Origin of the sequence: Pseudomonas sp. BS3767, assembly GCF_900099665.1 — a bacterium.
In the GTDB taxonomy this organism is placed as follows: Bacteria; Pseudomonadota; Gammaproteobacteria; order Pseudomonadales; family Pseudomonadaceae; genus Aquipseudomonas; species Aquipseudomonas cerasi.
In genome coordinates this window covers 221702-238065 of the sequence record NZ_FNCX01000002.1, presented here as the reverse complement: position 1 = coordinate 238065, position 16364 = coordinate 221702, and the positions used below count along the sequence as shown (strand labels likewise).

At 57.9% G+C, this 16364-nt stretch carries 15 protein-coding genes; 5 read left to right on the top strand and 10 right to left on the bottom strand.

What is annotated here, in order from left to right:
- The first annotated feature begins 24 nt into the window (after positions 1-24).
- Positions 25-1242 (top strand): argininosuccinate synthase, encoded by a 1218-nt coding sequence (locus BLR16_RS05540; RefSeq protein ID WP_003363593.1) that lies wholly within the window; start codon positions 25-27, stop codon positions 1240-1242.
- Between the two features lie 355 nt (positions 1243-1597).
- Here the strand turns inward: BLR16_RS05540 and BLR16_RS05535 are convergent, their stop codons facing one another.
- Entirely contained in the window at positions 1598-2125 is a 528-nt protein-coding gene (locus tag BLR16_RS05535; protein ID WP_058397258.1) for a hypothetical protein, read from the bottom strand.
- A 1277-nt stretch (positions 2126-3402) separates the two neighbouring features.
- On the opposite strand from BLR16_RS05535, the gene BLR16_RS05530 reads away from it, so the two are divergent.
- Positions 3403-4029 carry a response regulator transcription factor gene (locus BLR16_RS05530; protein ID WP_002554843.1) on the top strand — a complete coding sequence of 209 codons (627 nt, stop codon included), beginning with the start codon at positions 3403-3405 and terminating at the stop codon, positions 4027-4029.
- Positions 4030-4184: 155 nt separating this feature from the next.
- Here the strand turns inward: BLR16_RS05530 and BLR16_RS05525 are convergent, their stop codons facing one another.
- The 4 genes from BLR16_RS05525 to metG form a co-directional block, all read right to left on the bottom strand.
- Entirely contained in the window at positions 4185-4367 is a 183-nt protein-coding gene (locus tag BLR16_RS05525) for a PA3496 family putative envelope integrity protein (protein WP_003363588.1), read from the bottom strand.
- A gap of 106 nt (positions 4368-4473) precedes the next feature.
- Positions 4474-5112, bottom strand: coding sequence for an endonuclease III (gene nth / locus BLR16_RS05520; protein ID WP_003363585.1), 639 nt, complete (start codon positions 5110-5112; stop codon positions 4474-4476).
- Positions 5109-5984: an electron transport complex subunit RsxB gene (gene rsxB, locus BLR16_RS05515; protein ID WP_074804900.1), complete on the bottom strand. Its 876-nt coding sequence runs from the start codon at positions 5982-5984 to the stop codon at positions 5109-5111. The genes nth and rsxB overlap by 4 nt, the downstream gene beginning before the upstream one ends.
- A gap of 131 nt (positions 5985-6115) precedes the next feature.
- Positions 6116-8164 carry a methionine--tRNA ligase gene (gene metG / locus BLR16_RS05510; RefSeq protein WP_074804896.1) on the bottom strand — a complete coding sequence of 683 codons (2049 nt, stop codon included), beginning with the start codon at positions 8162-8164 and terminating at the stop codon, positions 6116-6118.
- A gap of 185 nt (positions 8165-8349) precedes the next feature.
- Between metG and apbC the strand changes: the two genes are divergently transcribed.
- Positions 8350-9444, top strand: a complete 1095-nt coding sequence (gene apbC / locus BLR16_RS05505; protein ID WP_003431222.1) for an iron-sulfur cluster carrier protein ApbC — start codon at positions 8350-8352, stop codon at positions 9442-9444.
- 147 nt (positions 9445-9591) lie between these two features.
- On the opposite strand, the gene BLR16_RS05500 is transcribed toward apbC, so the two are convergent.
- A complete protein-coding gene (locus BLR16_RS05500; protein ID WP_002554837.1) occupies positions 9592-9801 on the bottom strand; it encodes a cold-shock protein in 210 nt (69 codons plus the stop codon).
- 319 nt (positions 9802-10120) lie between these two features.
- On the opposite strand from BLR16_RS05500, the gene dcd reads away from it, so the two are divergent.
- Positions 10121-10687, top strand: coding sequence for a dCTP deaminase (dcd, locus tag BLR16_RS05495; protein ID WP_002554836.1), 567 nt, complete (start codon positions 10121-10123; stop codon positions 10685-10687).
- A 113-nt stretch (positions 10688-10800) separates the two neighbouring features.
- Complete coding sequence (locus BLR16_RS05490; protein ID WP_003363577.1) at positions 10801-11019, top strand: hypothetical protein; 219 nt, start codon at positions 10801-10803, stop codon at positions 11017-11019.
- Positions 11020-11084: 65 nt separating this feature from the next.
- On the opposite strand, the gene pdeM is transcribed toward BLR16_RS05490, so the two are convergent.
- The 4 genes from pdeM to BLR16_RS05470 form a co-directional block, all read right to left on the bottom strand.
- Positions 11085-11741: a ligase-associated DNA damage response endonuclease PdeM gene (gene pdeM, locus BLR16_RS05485; protein ID WP_074804893.1), complete on the bottom strand. Its 657-nt coding sequence runs from the start codon at positions 11739-11741 to the stop codon at positions 11085-11087.
- The gene (locus BLR16_RS05480; protein ID WP_058397254.1) at positions 11738-14230 is read right to left on the bottom strand and encodes a ligase-associated DNA damage response DEXH box helicase; all 2493 of its coding nucleotides are present in this window, start codon (positions 14228-14230) and stop codon (positions 11738-11740) included. The genes pdeM and BLR16_RS05480 overlap by 4 nt, the downstream gene beginning before the upstream one ends.
- A 241-nt stretch (positions 14231-14471) precedes the next feature.
- Positions 14472-15236: an ABC transporter ATP-binding protein gene (locus tag BLR16_RS05475; protein ID WP_003431202.1), complete on the bottom strand. Its 765-nt coding sequence runs from the start codon at positions 15234-15236 to the stop codon at positions 14472-14474.
- 9 nt (positions 15237-15245) lie between these two features.
- Positions 15246-16364 carry a succinylglutamate desuccinylase/aspartoacylase family protein gene (locus tag BLR16_RS05470; RefSeq protein ID WP_003431200.1) on the bottom strand — a complete coding sequence of 373 codons (1119 nt, stop codon included), beginning with the start codon at positions 16362-16364 and terminating at the stop codon, positions 15246-15248.

Genomic DNA, 16364 nt, shown 5'->3' with positions numbered 1-16364 from the left:
CGTACAACCCGGTGGAGTGATGGCATGGCGGACGTAAACAAGGTAGTTCTCGCGTATTCCGGTGGCCTGGATACTTCGGTAATCCTCAAGTGGCTGCAAGATACGTACAACTGCGAAGTGGTGACCTTTACCGCTGACCTGGGTCAGGGTGAAGAAGTCGAGCCGGCACGCGCCAAGGCGCAGGCCATGGGCGTGAAAGAAATCTACATCGATGACCTGCGCGAAGAGTTCGTGCGTGATTTCGTCTTCCCGATGTTCCGTGCCAACACCGTCTATGAAGGCGAGTACCTGCTGGGTACCTCCATCGCCCGTCCGTTGATCGCCAAGCGTCTGATCGAGATCGCCAACGAAACCGGCGCTGACGCCATTTCCCACGGCGCAACCGGCAAGGGTAACGATCAGGTGCGTTTCGAGCTGGGTGCCTACGCGCTCAAGCCAGGCGTGAAGGTCATTGCTCCATGGCGCGAATGGGATCTGCTGTCGCGTGAAAAACTGATGGACTACGCCGAGAAGCACAACATTCCCATCGAGCGTCACGGCAAGAAGAAATCCCCGTACTCCATGGATGCCAACCTGCTGCACATTTCTTATGAAGGCGGCGTGCTGGAAGACACCTGGACCGAGCACGAAGAAGACATGTGGCGCTGGACCAAGTCCCCTGAGGACGCGCCAAACGTTGCGACCTACCTTGAGCTGACCTATCGCAATGGTGACATCGTTGCGCTGGATGGCGTCGAAATGACCCCGGCCACTGTGCTGGCGACCCTGAACCGCATCGGTGGCGAAAACGGTATCGGCCGTCTGGATATCGTTGAAAACCGTTATGTGGGCATGAAGTCCCGCGGCTGCTACGAGACACCTGGTGGCACCATCATGCTGCGTGCTCACCGCGCCATCGAATCCATTACCCTGGACCGCGAAGTCGCCCACCTCAAGGACGAGCTCATGGCCAAATACGCCAGCCTGATCTACACAGGCTACTGGTGGAGCCCTGAGCGTCTGATGCTGCAGCAGATGATCGACGCGTCTCAGGTTCACGTGAACGGCGTTGTGCGTCTGAAATTGTACAAGGGCAATGTGATCGTCACCGGTCGCAAGTCGGATGATTCGCTGTTCGACGCCAACATTGCCACGTTTGAAGATGACGCAGGCGCCTACGATCAGGCCGATGCAGCGGGCTTCATCAAGCTCAACGCACTGCGCATGCGGATTGCAGCCAACAAGGGCCGCAAGCTGTTCTGATACCGCAAGTTGTTCGACACGTGCAGCCCATACAGGGCTGCACTTCAAATACTATCGAAATTGGCATTCCTTCCGGACGTCATGTAAAAAGACGTTGAGCCAGTGAAACCGGTGGTTGATATACAGGGTACATGTACTATGCAAGATAGCAGCGTGTAGCCGACTGCAGAAATATCATGTGTCACGGGTATTCAGTCGTTGAATATCTTCTTACCGTTAGCGTCGAAAAAGTGCTTATTTGTTTTAGTGTTTTCCTACAACAGTTGTAGACGTTCAGGGCAGGGGATAACAGAGTTTTCCATCGGCTCCCTGAAAGGTATCGCACGCTGTCTCTTTTTTGCCTCGTTATTCAGCGTCAGTCGCTCTCCCGTCGCTGGCTGAACTCAAACCGGTACGCCTTGCCGATGCCGAGTACCTGGCGAAGGCTCAGATCGAGTATCCCGGCAATCTCGGACGCGGTGTAGCCCAATGCCGAGTAATGCATGGCGTGACCTGCAACGACGTCATCGATGTCCGTAACGTCATCAAGGGCCTCCCTGCGGGGGGTAAGCAAGGGCTGGCTGAGGTTAACGGTCACGCCATTTTCTGTCGCCAGGCGGCGCACATCCCTTTTACTCATTCGCAATGAATACTGTAACGCGGTAAAACCGGCACCCTTGGCCGCCAGGTATTTCAGTTGCTGCACTTTGCCCGCGTGTTCAAGTCCGTGTTCTACGGCAGGTTGTGTACGAGTGGATGAGGGGGCGGCTAATCCTGCGGCCTCTCCTTCGGGTATGACGGCTATGACGCCACCGCTGGCAACAAAGGCTTCCACTGCGGTGATGAGATCAGAGGCGGTGGGGGTGGAGGTGGGTGGCCGCGTACGAGCGTATTTAGTGTTCATGGTACATCCCTTTTTGAACATGGTTATACACAGGGCCCATTCAAAAGAGTTGACAGGCGCCCCGAGAGTTTTCAGAAGGCAGCGATGCCGGATTGGTGATATACCCAGTGCCGGAATTAATCCGACCGCGCGATACATGGAGCCTGCTTAAACACATCGCATAGGCACGTGCGCAAGTACAGTGCGCAGCAACAGGGTTTCTTATAGTGGCGCGTGTTCAAGGGCAGTAAGTAATAAAGTTGCTGTTAAAAAAGTAACGAGTGGTAATAAATTTTGCAAGGGAAAAATGGCAAGTTATAAGAATTGACCGAGCGGTTTTTATAATGTCTTACGAGTTGTAATGTCACGTCTGCTAATCGTGTAGTCCGTTTCCTATTCGAAAGAATACGTCTGGCTTTGAAATGAAAAATGGTATTTGCTACGTGTCGAAAGAGCTACTTATGGTCTTGAATGATGTAGGGTTATGCCAGGGTGTATGTAAGATTTTGCGACAGTAAGAGAATGGAGCTTGTTGAGTAGAGGCATGTCAATGAGCAGTTCATAGAGGTATGGCACGTTGATGCTATGTATTTGTTTGTAGGATTTTTCTTGCTGTTTTGTGAGGATTCTCCTTAAATAAATATTTGTACGAAATTTTGTAAATAATGTGTAATTTTTAAACCTTATTTACGTATTTAGTGTGTGGGGTGTGTCCAATGGTCTTCGATCATAGGTGTGCAGGTTAGGGCATCCGCATGCAGAAACTTTTCAGTCACCCTGCTAAGGGGCGTTATGGGCAGATGTCGCCTTCCACGCCGCAGATCGTTAGCAATAGGCTTTAACAGCAGATGTGCTCAATCGGGAACGCAGGGAACGACCTGTTTTTTAAATGATTCAGCTAAAGGGAATTGGTTTTAAATTGCTGGCGATAAGCCATGTATCGGGTCGATTTGTGACGCTGATGCAGGAATGCTCTGGCGATACTGTTAACAGGTGCAACAGGGCCGCATTTTGAATGTAAGAGTTCGGCGATCGTCTGCTGTACGCATTTATCTACTGATGCTGCGATGCTTGTGCTGCAGTGATCAGCAACAAAATTCACCAGGTTCCGGAAAGGAAGGCTTTGTGAGAATTAATAAAAAATGTACGTTCCTGCCAAGTATTGTAGGAAGTTTCTGCTGTAATTGTAGGAATGGTCTTTGGCTGTCAGTCCACAAGGGTGAGCGCCATGCAAAGCAGTAAACGACTAAGTTATTGTGCTGGCTCTGAAAATTCGAATAGCGAAAAATGGACTGCCCATGAATAAAGTGCTGATCGTGGATGATCATCCCGTCATTCGCCTTGCTGTACGCATGCTGATGGAGCGTCATGGCTATGAGGTCATCGCGGAGACTGACAACGGTGTGGATGCGCTGCAACTGGCGCGTGAGCACCTCCCGGATATCGTCATTCTCGATATCGGTATCCCCAAGCTCGACGGGCTGGAGGTAATCGCCCGACTGTCAGCCATGACGTTGCCATTCAAGGTTCTGATCCTCACCTCCCAGGCGCCGGGCCACTTCTCCATGCGCTGCATGCAGGCCGGGGCCGCCGGCTATGTCTGCAAGCAGCAGGATCTGACCGAGCTTCTCAGTGCCATCAAGGCGGTACTGTCAGGGTACAGCTACTTTCCCAACCAGGCGTTGCACACTGTTCGCTCCAGTATGGGCAACGCGAGTGAGTCGGATATGGTCGACCGGCTTTCCGGCAGGGAGATGATGGTTCTGCAGCAGTTGGCCCGAGGCAAGACCAACAAGGAAATTGCAGATGGCATGTTTTTGAGCAACAAGACCGTCAGTACCTACAAAACGCGTTTATTACTCAAGCTCAACGCGCATTCGCTGGTCGATCTGATCGAGCTTGCGCAGCGTAACGGGCTTGTCTGAGTAAGGAATTGTCTAAAAGGAGCTGTGGCTGATGCCCGGTTGTGCAGGTCGGCTGTCGAGCCTTCATCTTTCGTAGTGATCACGTATTGAAGCCTCTTCTGCGAGAGGCTTCAAATGCCTTGATCGAGCAAGTCAGTGCGAGGTTTCAGGGCTGTCTAGAAATCGAAGTCATAATCAGCCAACTGCTTCTGCAAACGCCGTTCTTCAAGCAGGTTGTCGATGGTGCGTCGTTTGCTCAGGTTGGTCTTCGCCGGCTCGACAGTCACTGGTTCTGTGTCGTCCGTGTCGACGGAGACAAGGTCGTCGTCTACGTCCAATTGTTCGTTATCAGTGCTCATAAAGTCGACTCCAGGGCTTGGGCTCTCTGGCGCTTCTTATATCGACAATCCAAAGGTGGGTAAAAAAGATTTTTTCAATCGACAAGGCAGCAATGAGCTGTCTGGCTCAATCGTCGGACGTTTTTGCCTTGTAATCGCATAGATCCTCTATACGGCAACTGCCGCACCGCGGTTTACGGGCCTGGCAAACGTAGCGCCCGTGCAGAATCAACCAGTGATGGGCGTCGAGCAGGTAGTTTTTCGGCACAAATTTCATCAGTTGCCTTTCCACTTCCACCACATTTTTCCCTGGCGCGATGCCTGTGCGGTTGCTGACGCGAAAGATATGCGTGTCTACCGCCATCGCGATCTGGCGGAAAGCGGTGTTGAGCACCACGTTAGCGGTTTTGCGCCCGACGCCCGGCAGCGCCTCGAGTGCTTCTCGGGTTTGCGGTACCTCGCCGTTGTGCAGCTCCACCAGCATGCGGCAGGTTTCAATCACGTTTTTGGCTTTGCTGTTGTAGAGGCCGATTGTCTTGATGTATTCGGAAAGCCCTTCTACACCCAGTTCGTAGATGGCCTGTGGTGTATTGGCGACCGGGTAAAGCCTGGCAGTCGCCTTGTTGACGCTTACGTCGGTGGCCTGGGCGGAAAGGATGACGGCTATCAACAGTTCAAACGGCGTGGTGTAGGCCAATTCGGTTTTCGGGTCCGGATTGTCCTCATGCAGCCTGCGAAAGATTTCCTGGCGTTTTGCGGCATTCATGAGCGGAGCTTTTCCTCGGAATCAGCCTGTGCGGGGGGTGGCAGAAGTGCTGCAAGTGTTTGCTCGGCAGCTTCGTATTCGCGCTGCAATTCCACAAGCCTGGCAGCCTGCTCCGCAATGGGAGGGTGACCAAACGCCTTGAGTGACTTGTTGAGCTGCGCGCGGCTCATGGCCAGCGCAATTCGGGCTTTTTTCACCGCTTCATCCGGTCCGGCAGGCTTGTCGTTGCGGTCGAGAGCGACGGCGGATTGAGGCAGCACACTACGAGCGGATTCAATGCGCTGTGACCGCGCAAGGCGCTCTGCCAGCCGCTTTTGCTGTTCACGGTGCAGGCGCGCATTTCGTGCTTCGAAACGCATCCGGGCATGGCTACGCTTGCGCTGCCGCGCCTCCTGCAGCTCGGCGGTAGGGGCCAGACCACCCACGATGGGCGTGACCGTGGCCAGTGGCAGCGGATGCATTTCAATGCAATCCACCGGGCACGGCGCAACGCACAGGTCACAACCTGTGCATTCGTCGATAATCACGGTGTGCATCAGCTTGGATGCGCCAAGAATGGCATCCACGGGGCAGGCCTGAATGCATTTGGTACAACCGATGCACTCTGCTTCGCGAATGAAGGCAACCTGCGCAGGTGCAGTGCCGCGTTGCATATCCAGTGTCAGGACCGGAACAGACAGCAGTTCGGCCAGCTGGACTATCGTTTCATCGCCGCCCGGTGGGCATTTGTTGATGGCTTCACCGCCAGCGATGCCTTCGGCGTAGGGCTTGCAGCCGGGATGGCCGCACTTGCCGCACTGAGTCTGCGGCAGAAGGGCGTCGATACTGCGGATGAGGTCCACGTCGGGAAGCAGGCGAATCAATTCAGTCATGGTCTTGCCAGGTGACCAACAGGTGTTCTGTCTATCGAGAGAGCAGCATTATCGGACAGATCAGGGAGCTTGCGAATGCGTAAAGGCCCGGTATCCGCCTGATGGCAGGATACCGGGCCCTGCGTCGTTTTTTACTTGATGCGCTGGCCTGGCTTGGCGCCACTGTCGGGGCTGAGCAGATAGATCTCCTCACCGCCGGGGCCTGCCGCCATCACCATGCCCTGCGAAATGCCGAAGCGCATTTTTCGCGGCTTGAGGTTGGCGATCATCATGGTCAGACGGCCTTCGAGTTCGGACGGGTTCGGGTAGGCGCTCTTGATGCCGGAAAAGACATTGCGCTGCTCGTCGCCGATGTCCAGGGTCAGGCGCAGCAACTTGTCGGCACCCTCCACGTGTTCGGCCTTGAGAATCAGTGCAACACGCAGATCGATGGCGGCAAAAGCGTCAAAGTCGATTTCCGCCGACAGTGGGTCTTTGGTGAGTTCGCCATTACCGGCAGGTGCGGTGTCCGCCGACGAGTCGGTAGCGGTCAGGTCTTCCTTGGAGGCAGTGGCCATGGCCTCGACCTTGACCGGGTCGATACGGGTCATCAGTGCCGAGAACGGGTTGAGCTTATGATTGGCCAGCAAGGTCTTGTGGTCTGCCCAGGTCAGTGGTTCGACATTGAGGAATTTTTCCGCATCGGCGGCCAGATTCGGCAGCACCGGCTTGAGGAAAATCACCAGCTGGCGGAACAGGTTGATGCCCAGCGCGCATACGGCCTGGACTTCATCCTGTTTGCCTTCCTGCTTGGCCAGCGCCCATGGCGCTTTTTCCGCGATGTAGGCATTGGCGCGGTCCGCCAGGGCCATGGTCTCGCGCATGGCGCGGGCGAAGTCGCGGGCTTCGTAAGCGTCGGCAATGCTGGGTGCAGCCGCCAGAAACGCGTCGGTCAGTTCGGGCGCCGCATTGGCTTCGACCATCACGCCGGCGTTGCCCTTGTGAATGAACCCGGCGCAACGGCTGGCAATGTTGACGACCTTGCCGATCAGGTCGGAGTTGACCTTCTGCACGAAGTCTTCGAGGTTCAGGTCGAGGTCGTCGACGCCACGGCCCAGCTTCGACGCGTAGTAATAGCGCAGGTACTCGGGCGGCAGGTGGTCGAGGTAGGTGCGTGCCTTGATAAAGGTGCCGCGCGATTTCGACATCTTCTGACCATTGACGGTCAGGTAGCCGTGTACATTGATGCCGGTCGGCGTGCGCAAGGCCGCACCTTCCAGCATGGCTGGCCAGAACAGCGCGTGGAAATTGACGATGTCCTTGCCGATGAAGTGATAGAGCTCGGTGGTCGCGCCCTTTCCCCAGTACGCATCAAAGTCCAGGTCCGGACGACGCGCACACAGGTTCTTGAAGCTGGCCATGTAACCGATCGGCGCATCGAGCCACACGTAGAAGTATTTACCTGGCTCGTCGGGAATTTCAAAGCCGAAATAGGGCGCATCGCGGGAGATGTCCCACTGCTGCAGGCCACTGTCCAGCCATTCGGCGATCTTGTTGGCAACGGCGTCCTGCAGGGTGCCGCTGCGTGTCCAGCTCTTGAGCATGGCGTCGAACGCAGGCAGGTCGAAGAAGAAGTGCTTCGAGTCCTTGAGCACCGGCGTGGCACCGGAAATCGCCGACTTGGGGTCTTTCAGGTCCGTCGGGGCGTAGGTGGCGCCGCACTTTTCACAGTTGTCGCCGTACTGGTCTTCGGCCGCACATTTCGGGCAGGTGCCCTTGATGAAACGGTCGGCCAGGAACATTTTCTTTTCCGGGTCGAAGTACTGGGTAACCGAGCGCGTCGCGATATGACCCGCATCGCGCAGACGCTTGTAGATCATGCTCGACAGCTCGCGGTTCTCGTCCGAGTGCGTCGAGTGGAAATTATCGAAATCCACCAGGAAGTCGGCAAAGTCGGCGCTGTGTTCGGCCTTGACGTTGGCGATCAGTTGCTCTGGCGTGATGCCTTCCTTTTCGGCGCGCAGCATGATCGCCGAGCCATGGGCGTCGTCCGCGCAGACATAAATGCATTGATTGCCGCGGTGCTTCTGAAAACGCACCCACATGTCGGTCTGGATGTACTCGAGCATGTGGCCAAGGTGGATGGAACCATTGGCATAGGGCAGGGCGCTGGTAACGAGAATCTTGCGTGGCTCGGACATGGGGCTCGGCTACTTGAAGTGAAACGGAGACCGGCCACTATAAAGGTCTGAACGATTTTTTTCACCCGTGCGGTTGTGGGAATGCTCCTGAAAGGTGGGCCGCGGTTCAGTGAAATCATGTGGGCTGTTGGCAGAACAGGTACGATAGTCGGCTGTTTCAGTCAGTCTTTTTACGGAGTAAGCCCATGAGCGCAGTCAATCGCGCAGCGGTGGAGACGATTCTTCGCCAGTACACCGACCCCTATATGAATCAGGATCCGGTCACTGCCGGTTGCGTCCGGTCCATCGATATTCAGGGGGCACAGGTCAGCGTGCAACTCGAATTGGGCTATGCCGCCGACCTGTTCAGGAACGGCTGGGCGCAAGTGTTGAAAACTGCCATCGAGAACCTGGAAGGCGTCAGTTCGGCCACGGTCGCCATCAGCAGCGTGATCAGCGCGCACAAGGCCCAGAGCCAGATCCCGGGGCTTGCCAATGTGAAAAACATTGTTGCCGTCGCGTCCGGCAAGGGCGGTGTCGGCAAGTCCACGACCGCCGCCAACCTGGCCTTGGCACTGTCTCGCGAGGGTGCTCGCGTCGGTATCCTCGATGCCGATATCTATGGGCCTAGCCAAGGGGTGATGTTCGGTATTCCCGAAGGCACGCGGCCGAAGATCAAGGACCAGAAGTGGTTCGTGCCGGTCGAGGCGCATGGCATCGAGGTGATGTCGATGGCCTTTCTGACCGACGACAACACGCCGATGGTCTGGCGCGGACCGATGGTGTCGGGGGCGTTGCTGCAACTGGTCACGCAGACTGCCTGGAATGATCTGGATTATCTGGTTATCGACATGCCGCCCGGCACTGGTGATATCCAGTTGACGCTCGCGCAGAAAGTCCCGGTCGCGGGTGCCGTGATTGTTACCACGCCACAGGATCTGGCCCTGCTGGATGCGAAAAAGGGTGTCGAGATGTTCCGCAAGGTCAATATTCCGGTACTGGGCGTTGTGGAAAACATGGCGGTGCACATCTGCTCCAACTGCGGCCATGCTGAGCATCTGTTCGGTGAGGGTGGCGGCGAGAAGCTGGCGACGCAGTACGATGTCGAGCTGCTGGCGTCACTGCCGCTTTCGATGCTGATTCGCGAGCAGGCAGATGGCGGCAAGCCTACGGCGATTGCCGAGCCGGAGAGTCAGATTGCGATGGTGTATCAGGAGCTGGCACGTCATGTCGGTGCACGGATCGTGTTGCAGGAAGCTGCAAGTCCAGCCATGCCGACCATTTCGGTAAGCGACGACTGATTGGATAGCGATGATCGGGCGGGGGAGGTGCTTTGCTGCTCTCGTCCCGCTCAGCTGTACAGCAGGTGCTCAGCCGGCGAGAGGTCAAAAGACGGGCAATAAAAAACCCCGCTTTAAGGGCGGGGTTTTTAAGCGAATCAGTACAAGTTAGATAACTTGAACTTCTTCAGCTTGCATGCCTTTCTGACCGCGGGTAGCGATGAAAGAAACCTGTTGGCCTTCTTTCAGGCTTTTGAAGCCGTCGGATTGGATAGCTTTGAAGTGCACGAACAGGTCGTCACCGGATTGTGGAGTGATGAAGCCGAAGCCTTTTTCATCGTTGAACCACTTAACGGTACCAGTTTGGCGATTGGACATAGTATATCTCCTTGGACAAAGTTAACTGCGGCGTAGGAAGAGCCCTGGCCGAGACTGAGTGCAAAGAGCTGGAAAATTCATGGAGATGGTTGGATCGAAATTCAACATCGTGTAGAGATTCTCAGTGACACAAGCAACACAGTGACGCCACCTTAACCCTTTTTTCCGAACGTGCCAATGGTCTGTTGATGATTATTTCCATTCACAGCGAAACAGCCCGGCCAGTCACGCAAACTCGCGATCTGTTGCCTTTGAACCGTCGGCCTCAGCCCGGTAAGATGCCGGATATCTTTTTCACCTCGCTATTCAGGACACCGCCATGAGCATCAAATCGGACAAGTGGATTCGCCGCATGGCGCAGGAACACGGGATGATCGAGCCCTTCGTAGAGCGCCAGGTACGTGGCGAAGGCGCCGATCGGGTGATCTCTTTCGGGGTGTCCAGTTACGGCTACGACGTGCGTTGCGCCGACGAATTCAAGGTGTTCACCAACATCAATTCGGCCACGGTCGATCCGAAAAACTTCGATGAAAAAAGCTTCGTCGATATCAAGAGCGACGTGTGCATCATCCCTCCCAACTCGTTTGCGCTGGCGCGCACGGTGGAATATTTCCGTATTCCGCGTAACGTTCTGACGATCTGCCTGGGCAAGAGCACCTACGCGCGCTGCGGCATCATCGTCAATGTCACGCCGCTCGAGCCAGAGTGGGAAGGGCATGTAACGCTGGAGTTTTCCAACACCACGACACTGCCGGCCAAGATCTACGCCAACGAAGGCGTGGCGCAGATGCTGTTCCTGGAGTCCGATGAGGAGTGTGAAGTGTCCTACAAGGATCGTGGTGGCAAGTACCAGGGCCAGCGTGGCGTCACCCTGCCACGCACCTGATTTGCGCTTCAGGTGACTAGTGGAATTGAATTAATACTCTATTCCGCACTCTATCTGCTCACATGCTTTCGCATCATTCATTACGTGCGAAGGCCTTTGATCTGGAGTGCCCTATGAAGACTACTTTCAAAATCTCTGAACAGGTTCAATCTCCGCTTAACGAGATCGGGCTGCTCGCCTGGTCATTGATGGCTCATTCCGATCTCAGCCCGGAGCTGAACATGGTCGGTGGCGGGATCCCGGGCGATCCAGGCCCCGACACTCCGTTTCAGCCTACCGAGCCAGGCGGGCCTACTGTTCCGGACGAGCCGCCACCTGCACCTGTGGCCTGATTATCACAAGACTGCCTGCTGCTCTCGCGAGCAGTGGGCAGTTTTTTATAGGGCGACCGGCTACGTTATGCCACTCGCCACACCGCATCACCGCCGGTTACATAGACCGTGCTGTCCTGCGCGGGACGAATCTGAAAACCACCGGTGAATTCGCCGAAGGCTGGCAGCAGACTGACTTGCCGGCCCAGGTAAAAACACGCCAGCCGCAAGCTTTGCCGGCCGCGCCCGTGTAGCCGATACACCGGATGAATGTGCCCGGCCAGTACGTGCAGGTCAGGGTGCGGATCGGGCTCGTGCTGCAGTGCAAATGGCCCGAGTGCCAAGGGCTCGGGGACCACATCGATGCCCAGATAAGCGGGCGGATCGCCAGCCCGTTTGTCATGGTTGCCGCGGATCAGTGTGATGCGCAGCGTCGAGCGTTCTGCCCGCCAGTGTTCCAGCGCGGCCAGCGTGCCGACCGCGTGAGATTCCGGCGCGTGCAGGAAATCGCCCAGAAAGATCAGATGATCGCAGGGATAGGCCTTCAAAAGGCTGTCCAGGCGGCGCAGATTCTCCTGTGTAGTGCCGTGCGGCACCGGCTGGCCGAGCTTGCGATAGGCGGCCGCCTTGCCAAAGTGCGCATCGGCAATCAGCAAGGATCGTTCGGCGGGGTAGTAGATGGCCTTGTCGGCCAGCAACCACAGCTCTTCTCCTGCCAGCGTGACAGCCAGATACGGGTTCATTGTTCAGTCTCCGGGCCGGCGGCTTTCTCCAGGTCGCGGACCATTCGCGCGATGCGGTCGGCAAGTTTCTCCGAACTGAGGCTTTCGCGAAAGCGTTCGACCAGCAATGGAAAGGCCAGCGGAGTCGCGCGCTTTATTGCGTGCAGGTCCAGCGTGCGGCTGTTGATCTGGCGCAACGTCAGTTCCAGACGCTGCAGGTCCAGTTCTTGACGCAGGACTTCCTGTTCGGCCTGGGTCAGCAGCATGTTGTCCGCGTCGTACTGCTTGAACACCTCGAAGAACAGTCCGCTGGATGCCTGAAGCTGACGATTGCTCTTGGCCGCGCCAGGGTAGCCGGAAAACACCAGACCGGATATACGCGCGATTTCCCGAAAGCGTCGCAGGGCCAGCTCGCCAGCGTTCAGGCTGGCGATGATATCGGCTAACAGATCCGTTTCGCTGAACAGGTCAGCCTGCAACGCTTGCGCCCAGTCGATCTCGCTGGCACTGAGCAACTCCAGCCCGTAGTCGTTGACGGCAATGGAAAAGGTCAGCGGCCGATGCCGGCTCAGGCGCCAGGCCAGCAGGCTGCCCAGTCCCAGGTGCACGTGTCGGCCGGCGAACGGGTAGAGGAACAGGTGCCAGCCTTCGCGGGATTTGAGTGTTTCGGCCAGCAATGTGTCGCGTCGTGGCAGCCTTGACCACTGCTGCTGTACTTCCAGCAGGGGTTTGATGGCACGCATCTCCGGGCTGTTGAATTCGCCTCGTGCAGCGGCATCGAACTTCTCCACCACGGCATCCGCCAGTTCGCTGGACAGCGGCATTCGACCGCCATTCCAGCGTGGCACGGCGGCTTTCTTGCCGGTCGCGCGCTTGACGTAGGCCGTCATGTTTTCCACTCGAACCAGCTCCAGCAAGCGTCCGCCGAACAGAAAGCCGTCACCGGGTTTGAGTCTGGCGATGAAGCCTTCTTCGACGCTGCCCAGCGAGCCACCGCCGCCACCTTTTTTCCAGTATTTCAGGTTGACGGTGGCCTCACTGACGATGGTCCCCACGCTCATGCGGTGACGTCTGGCAAGACGCGCATCGGGGACGCGCCAGACGCCGTCCTCGTCAGGTTCGGCACGGCGATAATCAGGGTAGGCGGTCAGTGAGTGGCCGCCGTTGCGGACAAACGCCAGCGCCCATTGCCATTGCTCGTCGCTGAGGTCCCGGTAAGCCCAGGCGCTGCGTACCTCGGCGAGCAGCTCATCAGGCAGGAAACCACCGCCCAGAGCGATGCTGACCAGGTGTTGGACCAGCACGTCCAACGGCTGGAGCGGTGATTCGCGGGGCTCGATCATCCGTGCTTCGACGGCGTCGTGAGCGGCAGCGGCTTCGACCAGCTCCAGGCTGTGGGTCGGCACCAGCGTCACGCGCGAGGGGCGACCCGGCGCGTGGCCTGAGCGCCCGGCGCGCTGCATCAGGCGCGCGACACCTTTGGGGGAGCCGATTTGCAACACGCGCTCCACCGGTAGAAAGTCCACGCCCAGGTCCAGACTGGAGGTGCACACCACAGCCTTGAGTGCGCCTTCTTTCAACGCGCGCTCGACCCAGTCTCGGACCTCTCGCGCCAGCGACCCGTGATGCAGGGCAATCAACCCGGCCCAGTCGGGGCGGGCTTCCAGCAGCGCCTGATACCAGATTTCCGATTGTGCCCGAGTGTTGGTGAACACCAGACAGCTCGCGCTGCTTTCCACCTCGGCGACGACCTGCGGCAACATGCGCAAGCCCATATGCCCGGCCCACGGGAAGCGTTCGATGGACGGCGGCAACAGCGTATCGACCTGTAAGTCCTTGACGATCTTGCCTTGCACGGTCACGCCGCCGTCGCCGATCAGCACCTGCTGCGCGTGTTGCTGATTGCCCAGCGTCGCGGAAATGCCCCACACGATCAGTTGCGGATTCCAGCGCCTCAGGCGCGCCAGGGCCAGTTGCAACTGCACGCCGCGCTTGTTGCCGATCAGCTCGTGCCATTCGTCCACCACCACCATCTTCAGTGTCGACAAGGCGACCTGAGCGTCGGCACGGGTCAGCAGCAGCGTCAGGCTTTCAGGGGTGGTGATCAGGGCAGAGGGCAGCCGCCGGCTCTGCCGGGCCCGTTCGCTGCCGCTGGTATCGCCGGTGCGCAAGCCGACCGACCACGGGATATCCAGTTCAGCCAACGGGGCCTCAAGGGCTCTGGCGGTATCGGCGGCCAAGGCGCGCATGGGCGTGATCCACAGGACACTCAGCGGTTCAGCGGGCGGTTTGCGTTTGCGGGGTTTGTTGTCAGCGGTGAGCGTATTGGCTTTGGCGAAGCGGTTGAGGGCGGCGAACCACACAGCGTAGGTCTTGCCCGAGCCGGTGCTGGCATGCAGCAATCCGGACTCACCGTTTTTTACCGCTGCCCAAACTTCCTTCTGAAACGCAAAGGGCTTCCAGCCCCGGGCGAGAAACCATCGTCGAGCGAAATCGGTGGGTCTGCTCATCCGTTTGAGTGTGCTCTGAGTGGCGTTAAGTCAGAGACAGCAGAGAAAGGGTAATAGTTTTAAATGGTTATGTGGCTGATCGCTCCTGGATTACCCATCGTGCCGATGCTCCGCGTCGACATGCCGTTCTGGACGCTCTGCGTCCTGTTTATGACGCGCAGCGCAATGAAATGCATTCCCACGCTGGAGCGTGGGAATGAGATTTGAGGGGGGGGCAGACGTGTGTACGCAGCAATCGGTGCTACTTCAGATTGCCGCTCAAGAACTGCTGCAAACGCTCGCTTTTCGGATTGTTGAGTACTTCGTCCGGGTGGCCGGACTCTTCGATCTGGCCCTGGTGCAGGAACACCACCTGGCTCGCCACCTTGCGTGCGAAACCCATTTCGTGGGTCACCAGAATCATCGTCCGGCCTTCTTCAGCCAGGCCTTGAATGACTTTCAGTACCTCACCGACCAGCTCCGGGTCCAGCGCGGATGTCGGCTCGTCGAAGAGCATGATTTCCGGCTCCATCGCCAGCGCACGGGCAATGGCCACGCGCTGCTGCTGACCACCGGAAAGAAACGCGGGGTACTGATCGGCAACACGCTCCGGCAGACCGACCTTTTCCAGGTATTTGCGCGCGCGCGCCTCGGCTTCGGCCTTGGGCACGCCCAGGACCCGGCGCGGCGCCATGGTGATGTTTTCCAGCACGGTCATGTGCGCCCACAGGTTGAAGTGCTGAAACACCATCGCCAGCCGCGTGCGGATACGCTGCAGCTCATCCGGGTCGGCAACGCGCATGCCGTCCTTGTCGCTGACCATGCGCACTTGCTTGCCATCCAGGCTCATCGCCCCGTCACTGGGTTGTTCGAGAAAATTGATACAGCGCAAAAAGGTGCTCTTGCCGGAGCCGCTGGCCCCGATCAGGCAGATGACGTCACCGCTGCTGGCCTTGAGCGATACGCCTTTGAGTACGTGATTGTCGCCATAGCTTTTGTGCAGGCCATCGATGGTCAGTTTTTGCATGACAGGTCCTCAAGGAGAAAGTAGATAGCCGCTGCGATAGGCCTGGGTGCCGGCGATGTGCGCAATGACCATGCCGGCAGTCGCCATGCGGCGCAGCGAACGCGCATACAGCAGGCCTGCGTTGAGGGCATGGATGCAGGTCACGGTGTCGCTGATGGGGTCGATGACCTCGGCAATCAGCTGGCCGGCCTCGACGTGTTCGCCAGGCATCGCACAGAACACCAGCAGGCCGCCGACCGGCGTAGCCACCGGTTCGACCGCTGCCAGTGGCGTAGCGGGGTAGAGCAGTTCGGGCAGCGGCTGCAGATCGCCGTCGATGATGCCGGCGTCGATCAGGTAATGGATGATCGCCTGACAGTCGCGGCTGGCCAGCGCATGGTTCACATCGCCTTGTCCGCGCAGCTCCAGGGTCACTGAAAAGCTGCCCATGGGAATCGGAAAACGCTCGCCAAAGCGTTGCTGCAATTGCCACCAGACCAGCGTAAAGCACTCATCGAACGACTGCCCGCCTGAGTCGGTTGCCAGCAGGCTGGCTTGCGCGCCCAGGTAGCGTGATAGCGGTTCGACTTTTGGCCAGGCCTCGGGCGTGGTGTACAGGTGCTCGACCGACTCGAAATCACAATGCAGGTCCAGCACCATGTCGGCGTCGCAGGCCAGGCGCTGCAGGGTCAGGCGCAGCGATTGCAACTGGGTGGTCGCCGACAGGGCATTCAGCGCCGCCAGCAGGCTGTCCCTGACCAGTGCGCGGTTGTGCTCTGCGTCGGCAGTCAGTCGGGCTGCAATGTCATCACCGACCTGAGTGCCGAGATCGCTGAACCAGCGATTGAAATTCTGGCCGCTTTCCAGCTCGTAGCGGCCCAGCGGGGTGTCCATCAGCACCTGTTCCAGACCGATCGGGTTGGCGACGGGCACCACAACGATTTCGCCCAGCAGGCGCCCGGCATTTTCCAGTTCAGCCAGACGCTGCTTCAGGTACCAGGCCACCAGCATTCCCGGCAGTTCATCGGCATGCAGCGACGCCTGGACATAGACTTTGCCGGTGCCGTTTTGCGGACCGTAATGGAAGCTGTGGATCTGCCGGCCAGTGCCGGGCACTGGCGACAGCAAGTCATGGGTGTGGTGGCGCAT

Coding starts and splice junctions, on each gene's coding strand:
- BLR16_RS05540 (WP_003363593.1), top strand. CDS start 25: ATGGCGGACGTAAACAAGGTAGTTCTCGCGTATTCCGGTGGCCTGGAT.
- BLR16_RS05490 (WP_003363577.1), top strand. CDS start 10,801: ATGAAGACTACTTTCAAAATCTCTGAACAGGTTCAATCTCCGCTTAAC.
- metG (WP_074804896.1), bottom strand. CDS start 8,164: ATGTCCGAGCCACGCAAGATTCTCGTTACCAGCGCCCTGCCCTATGCC.
- apbC (WP_003431222.1), top strand. CDS start 8,350: ATGAGCGCAGTCAATCGCGCAGCGGTGGAGACGATTCTTCGCCAGTAC.
- BLR16_RS05535 (WP_058397258.1), bottom strand. CDS start 2,125: ATGAACACTAAATACGCTCGTACGCGGCCACCCACCTCCACCCCCACC.
- dcd (WP_002554836.1), top strand. CDS start 10,121: ATGAGCATCAAATCGGACAAGTGGATTCGCCGCATGGCGCAGGAACAC.
- BLR16_RS05525 (WP_003363588.1), bottom strand. CDS start 4,367: ATGAGCACTGATAACGAACAATTGGACGTAGACGACGACCTTGTCTCC.
- BLR16_RS05475 (WP_003431202.1), bottom strand. CDS start 15,236: ATGCAAAAACTGACCATCGATGGCCTGCACAAAAGCTATGGCGACAAT.
- nth (WP_003363585.1), bottom strand. CDS start 5,112: ATGAATGCCGCAAAACGCCAGGAAATCTTTCGCAGGCTGCATGAGGAC.
- BLR16_RS05470 (WP_003431200.1), bottom strand. CDS start 16,364: ATGCGCCACCACACCCATGACTTGCTGTCGCCAGTGCCCGGCACTGGC.
- BLR16_RS05530 (WP_002554843.1), top strand. CDS start 3,403: ATGAATAAAGTGCTGATCGTGGATGATCATCCCGTCATTCGCCTTGCT.
- BLR16_RS05480 (WP_058397254.1), bottom strand. CDS start 14,230: ATGAGCAGACCCACCGATTTCGCTCGACGATGGTTTCTCGCCCGGGGC.
- BLR16_RS05500 (WP_002554837.1), bottom strand. CDS start 9,801: ATGTCCAATCGCCAAACTGGTACCGTTAAGTGGTTCAACGATGAAAAA.
- rsxB (WP_074804900.1), bottom strand. CDS start 5,984: ATGACTGAATTGATTCGCCTGCTTCCCGACGTGGACCTCATCCGCAGT.
- pdeM (WP_074804893.1), bottom strand. CDS start 11,741: ATGAACCCGTATCTGGCTGTCACGCTGGCAGGAGAAGAGCTGTGGTTG.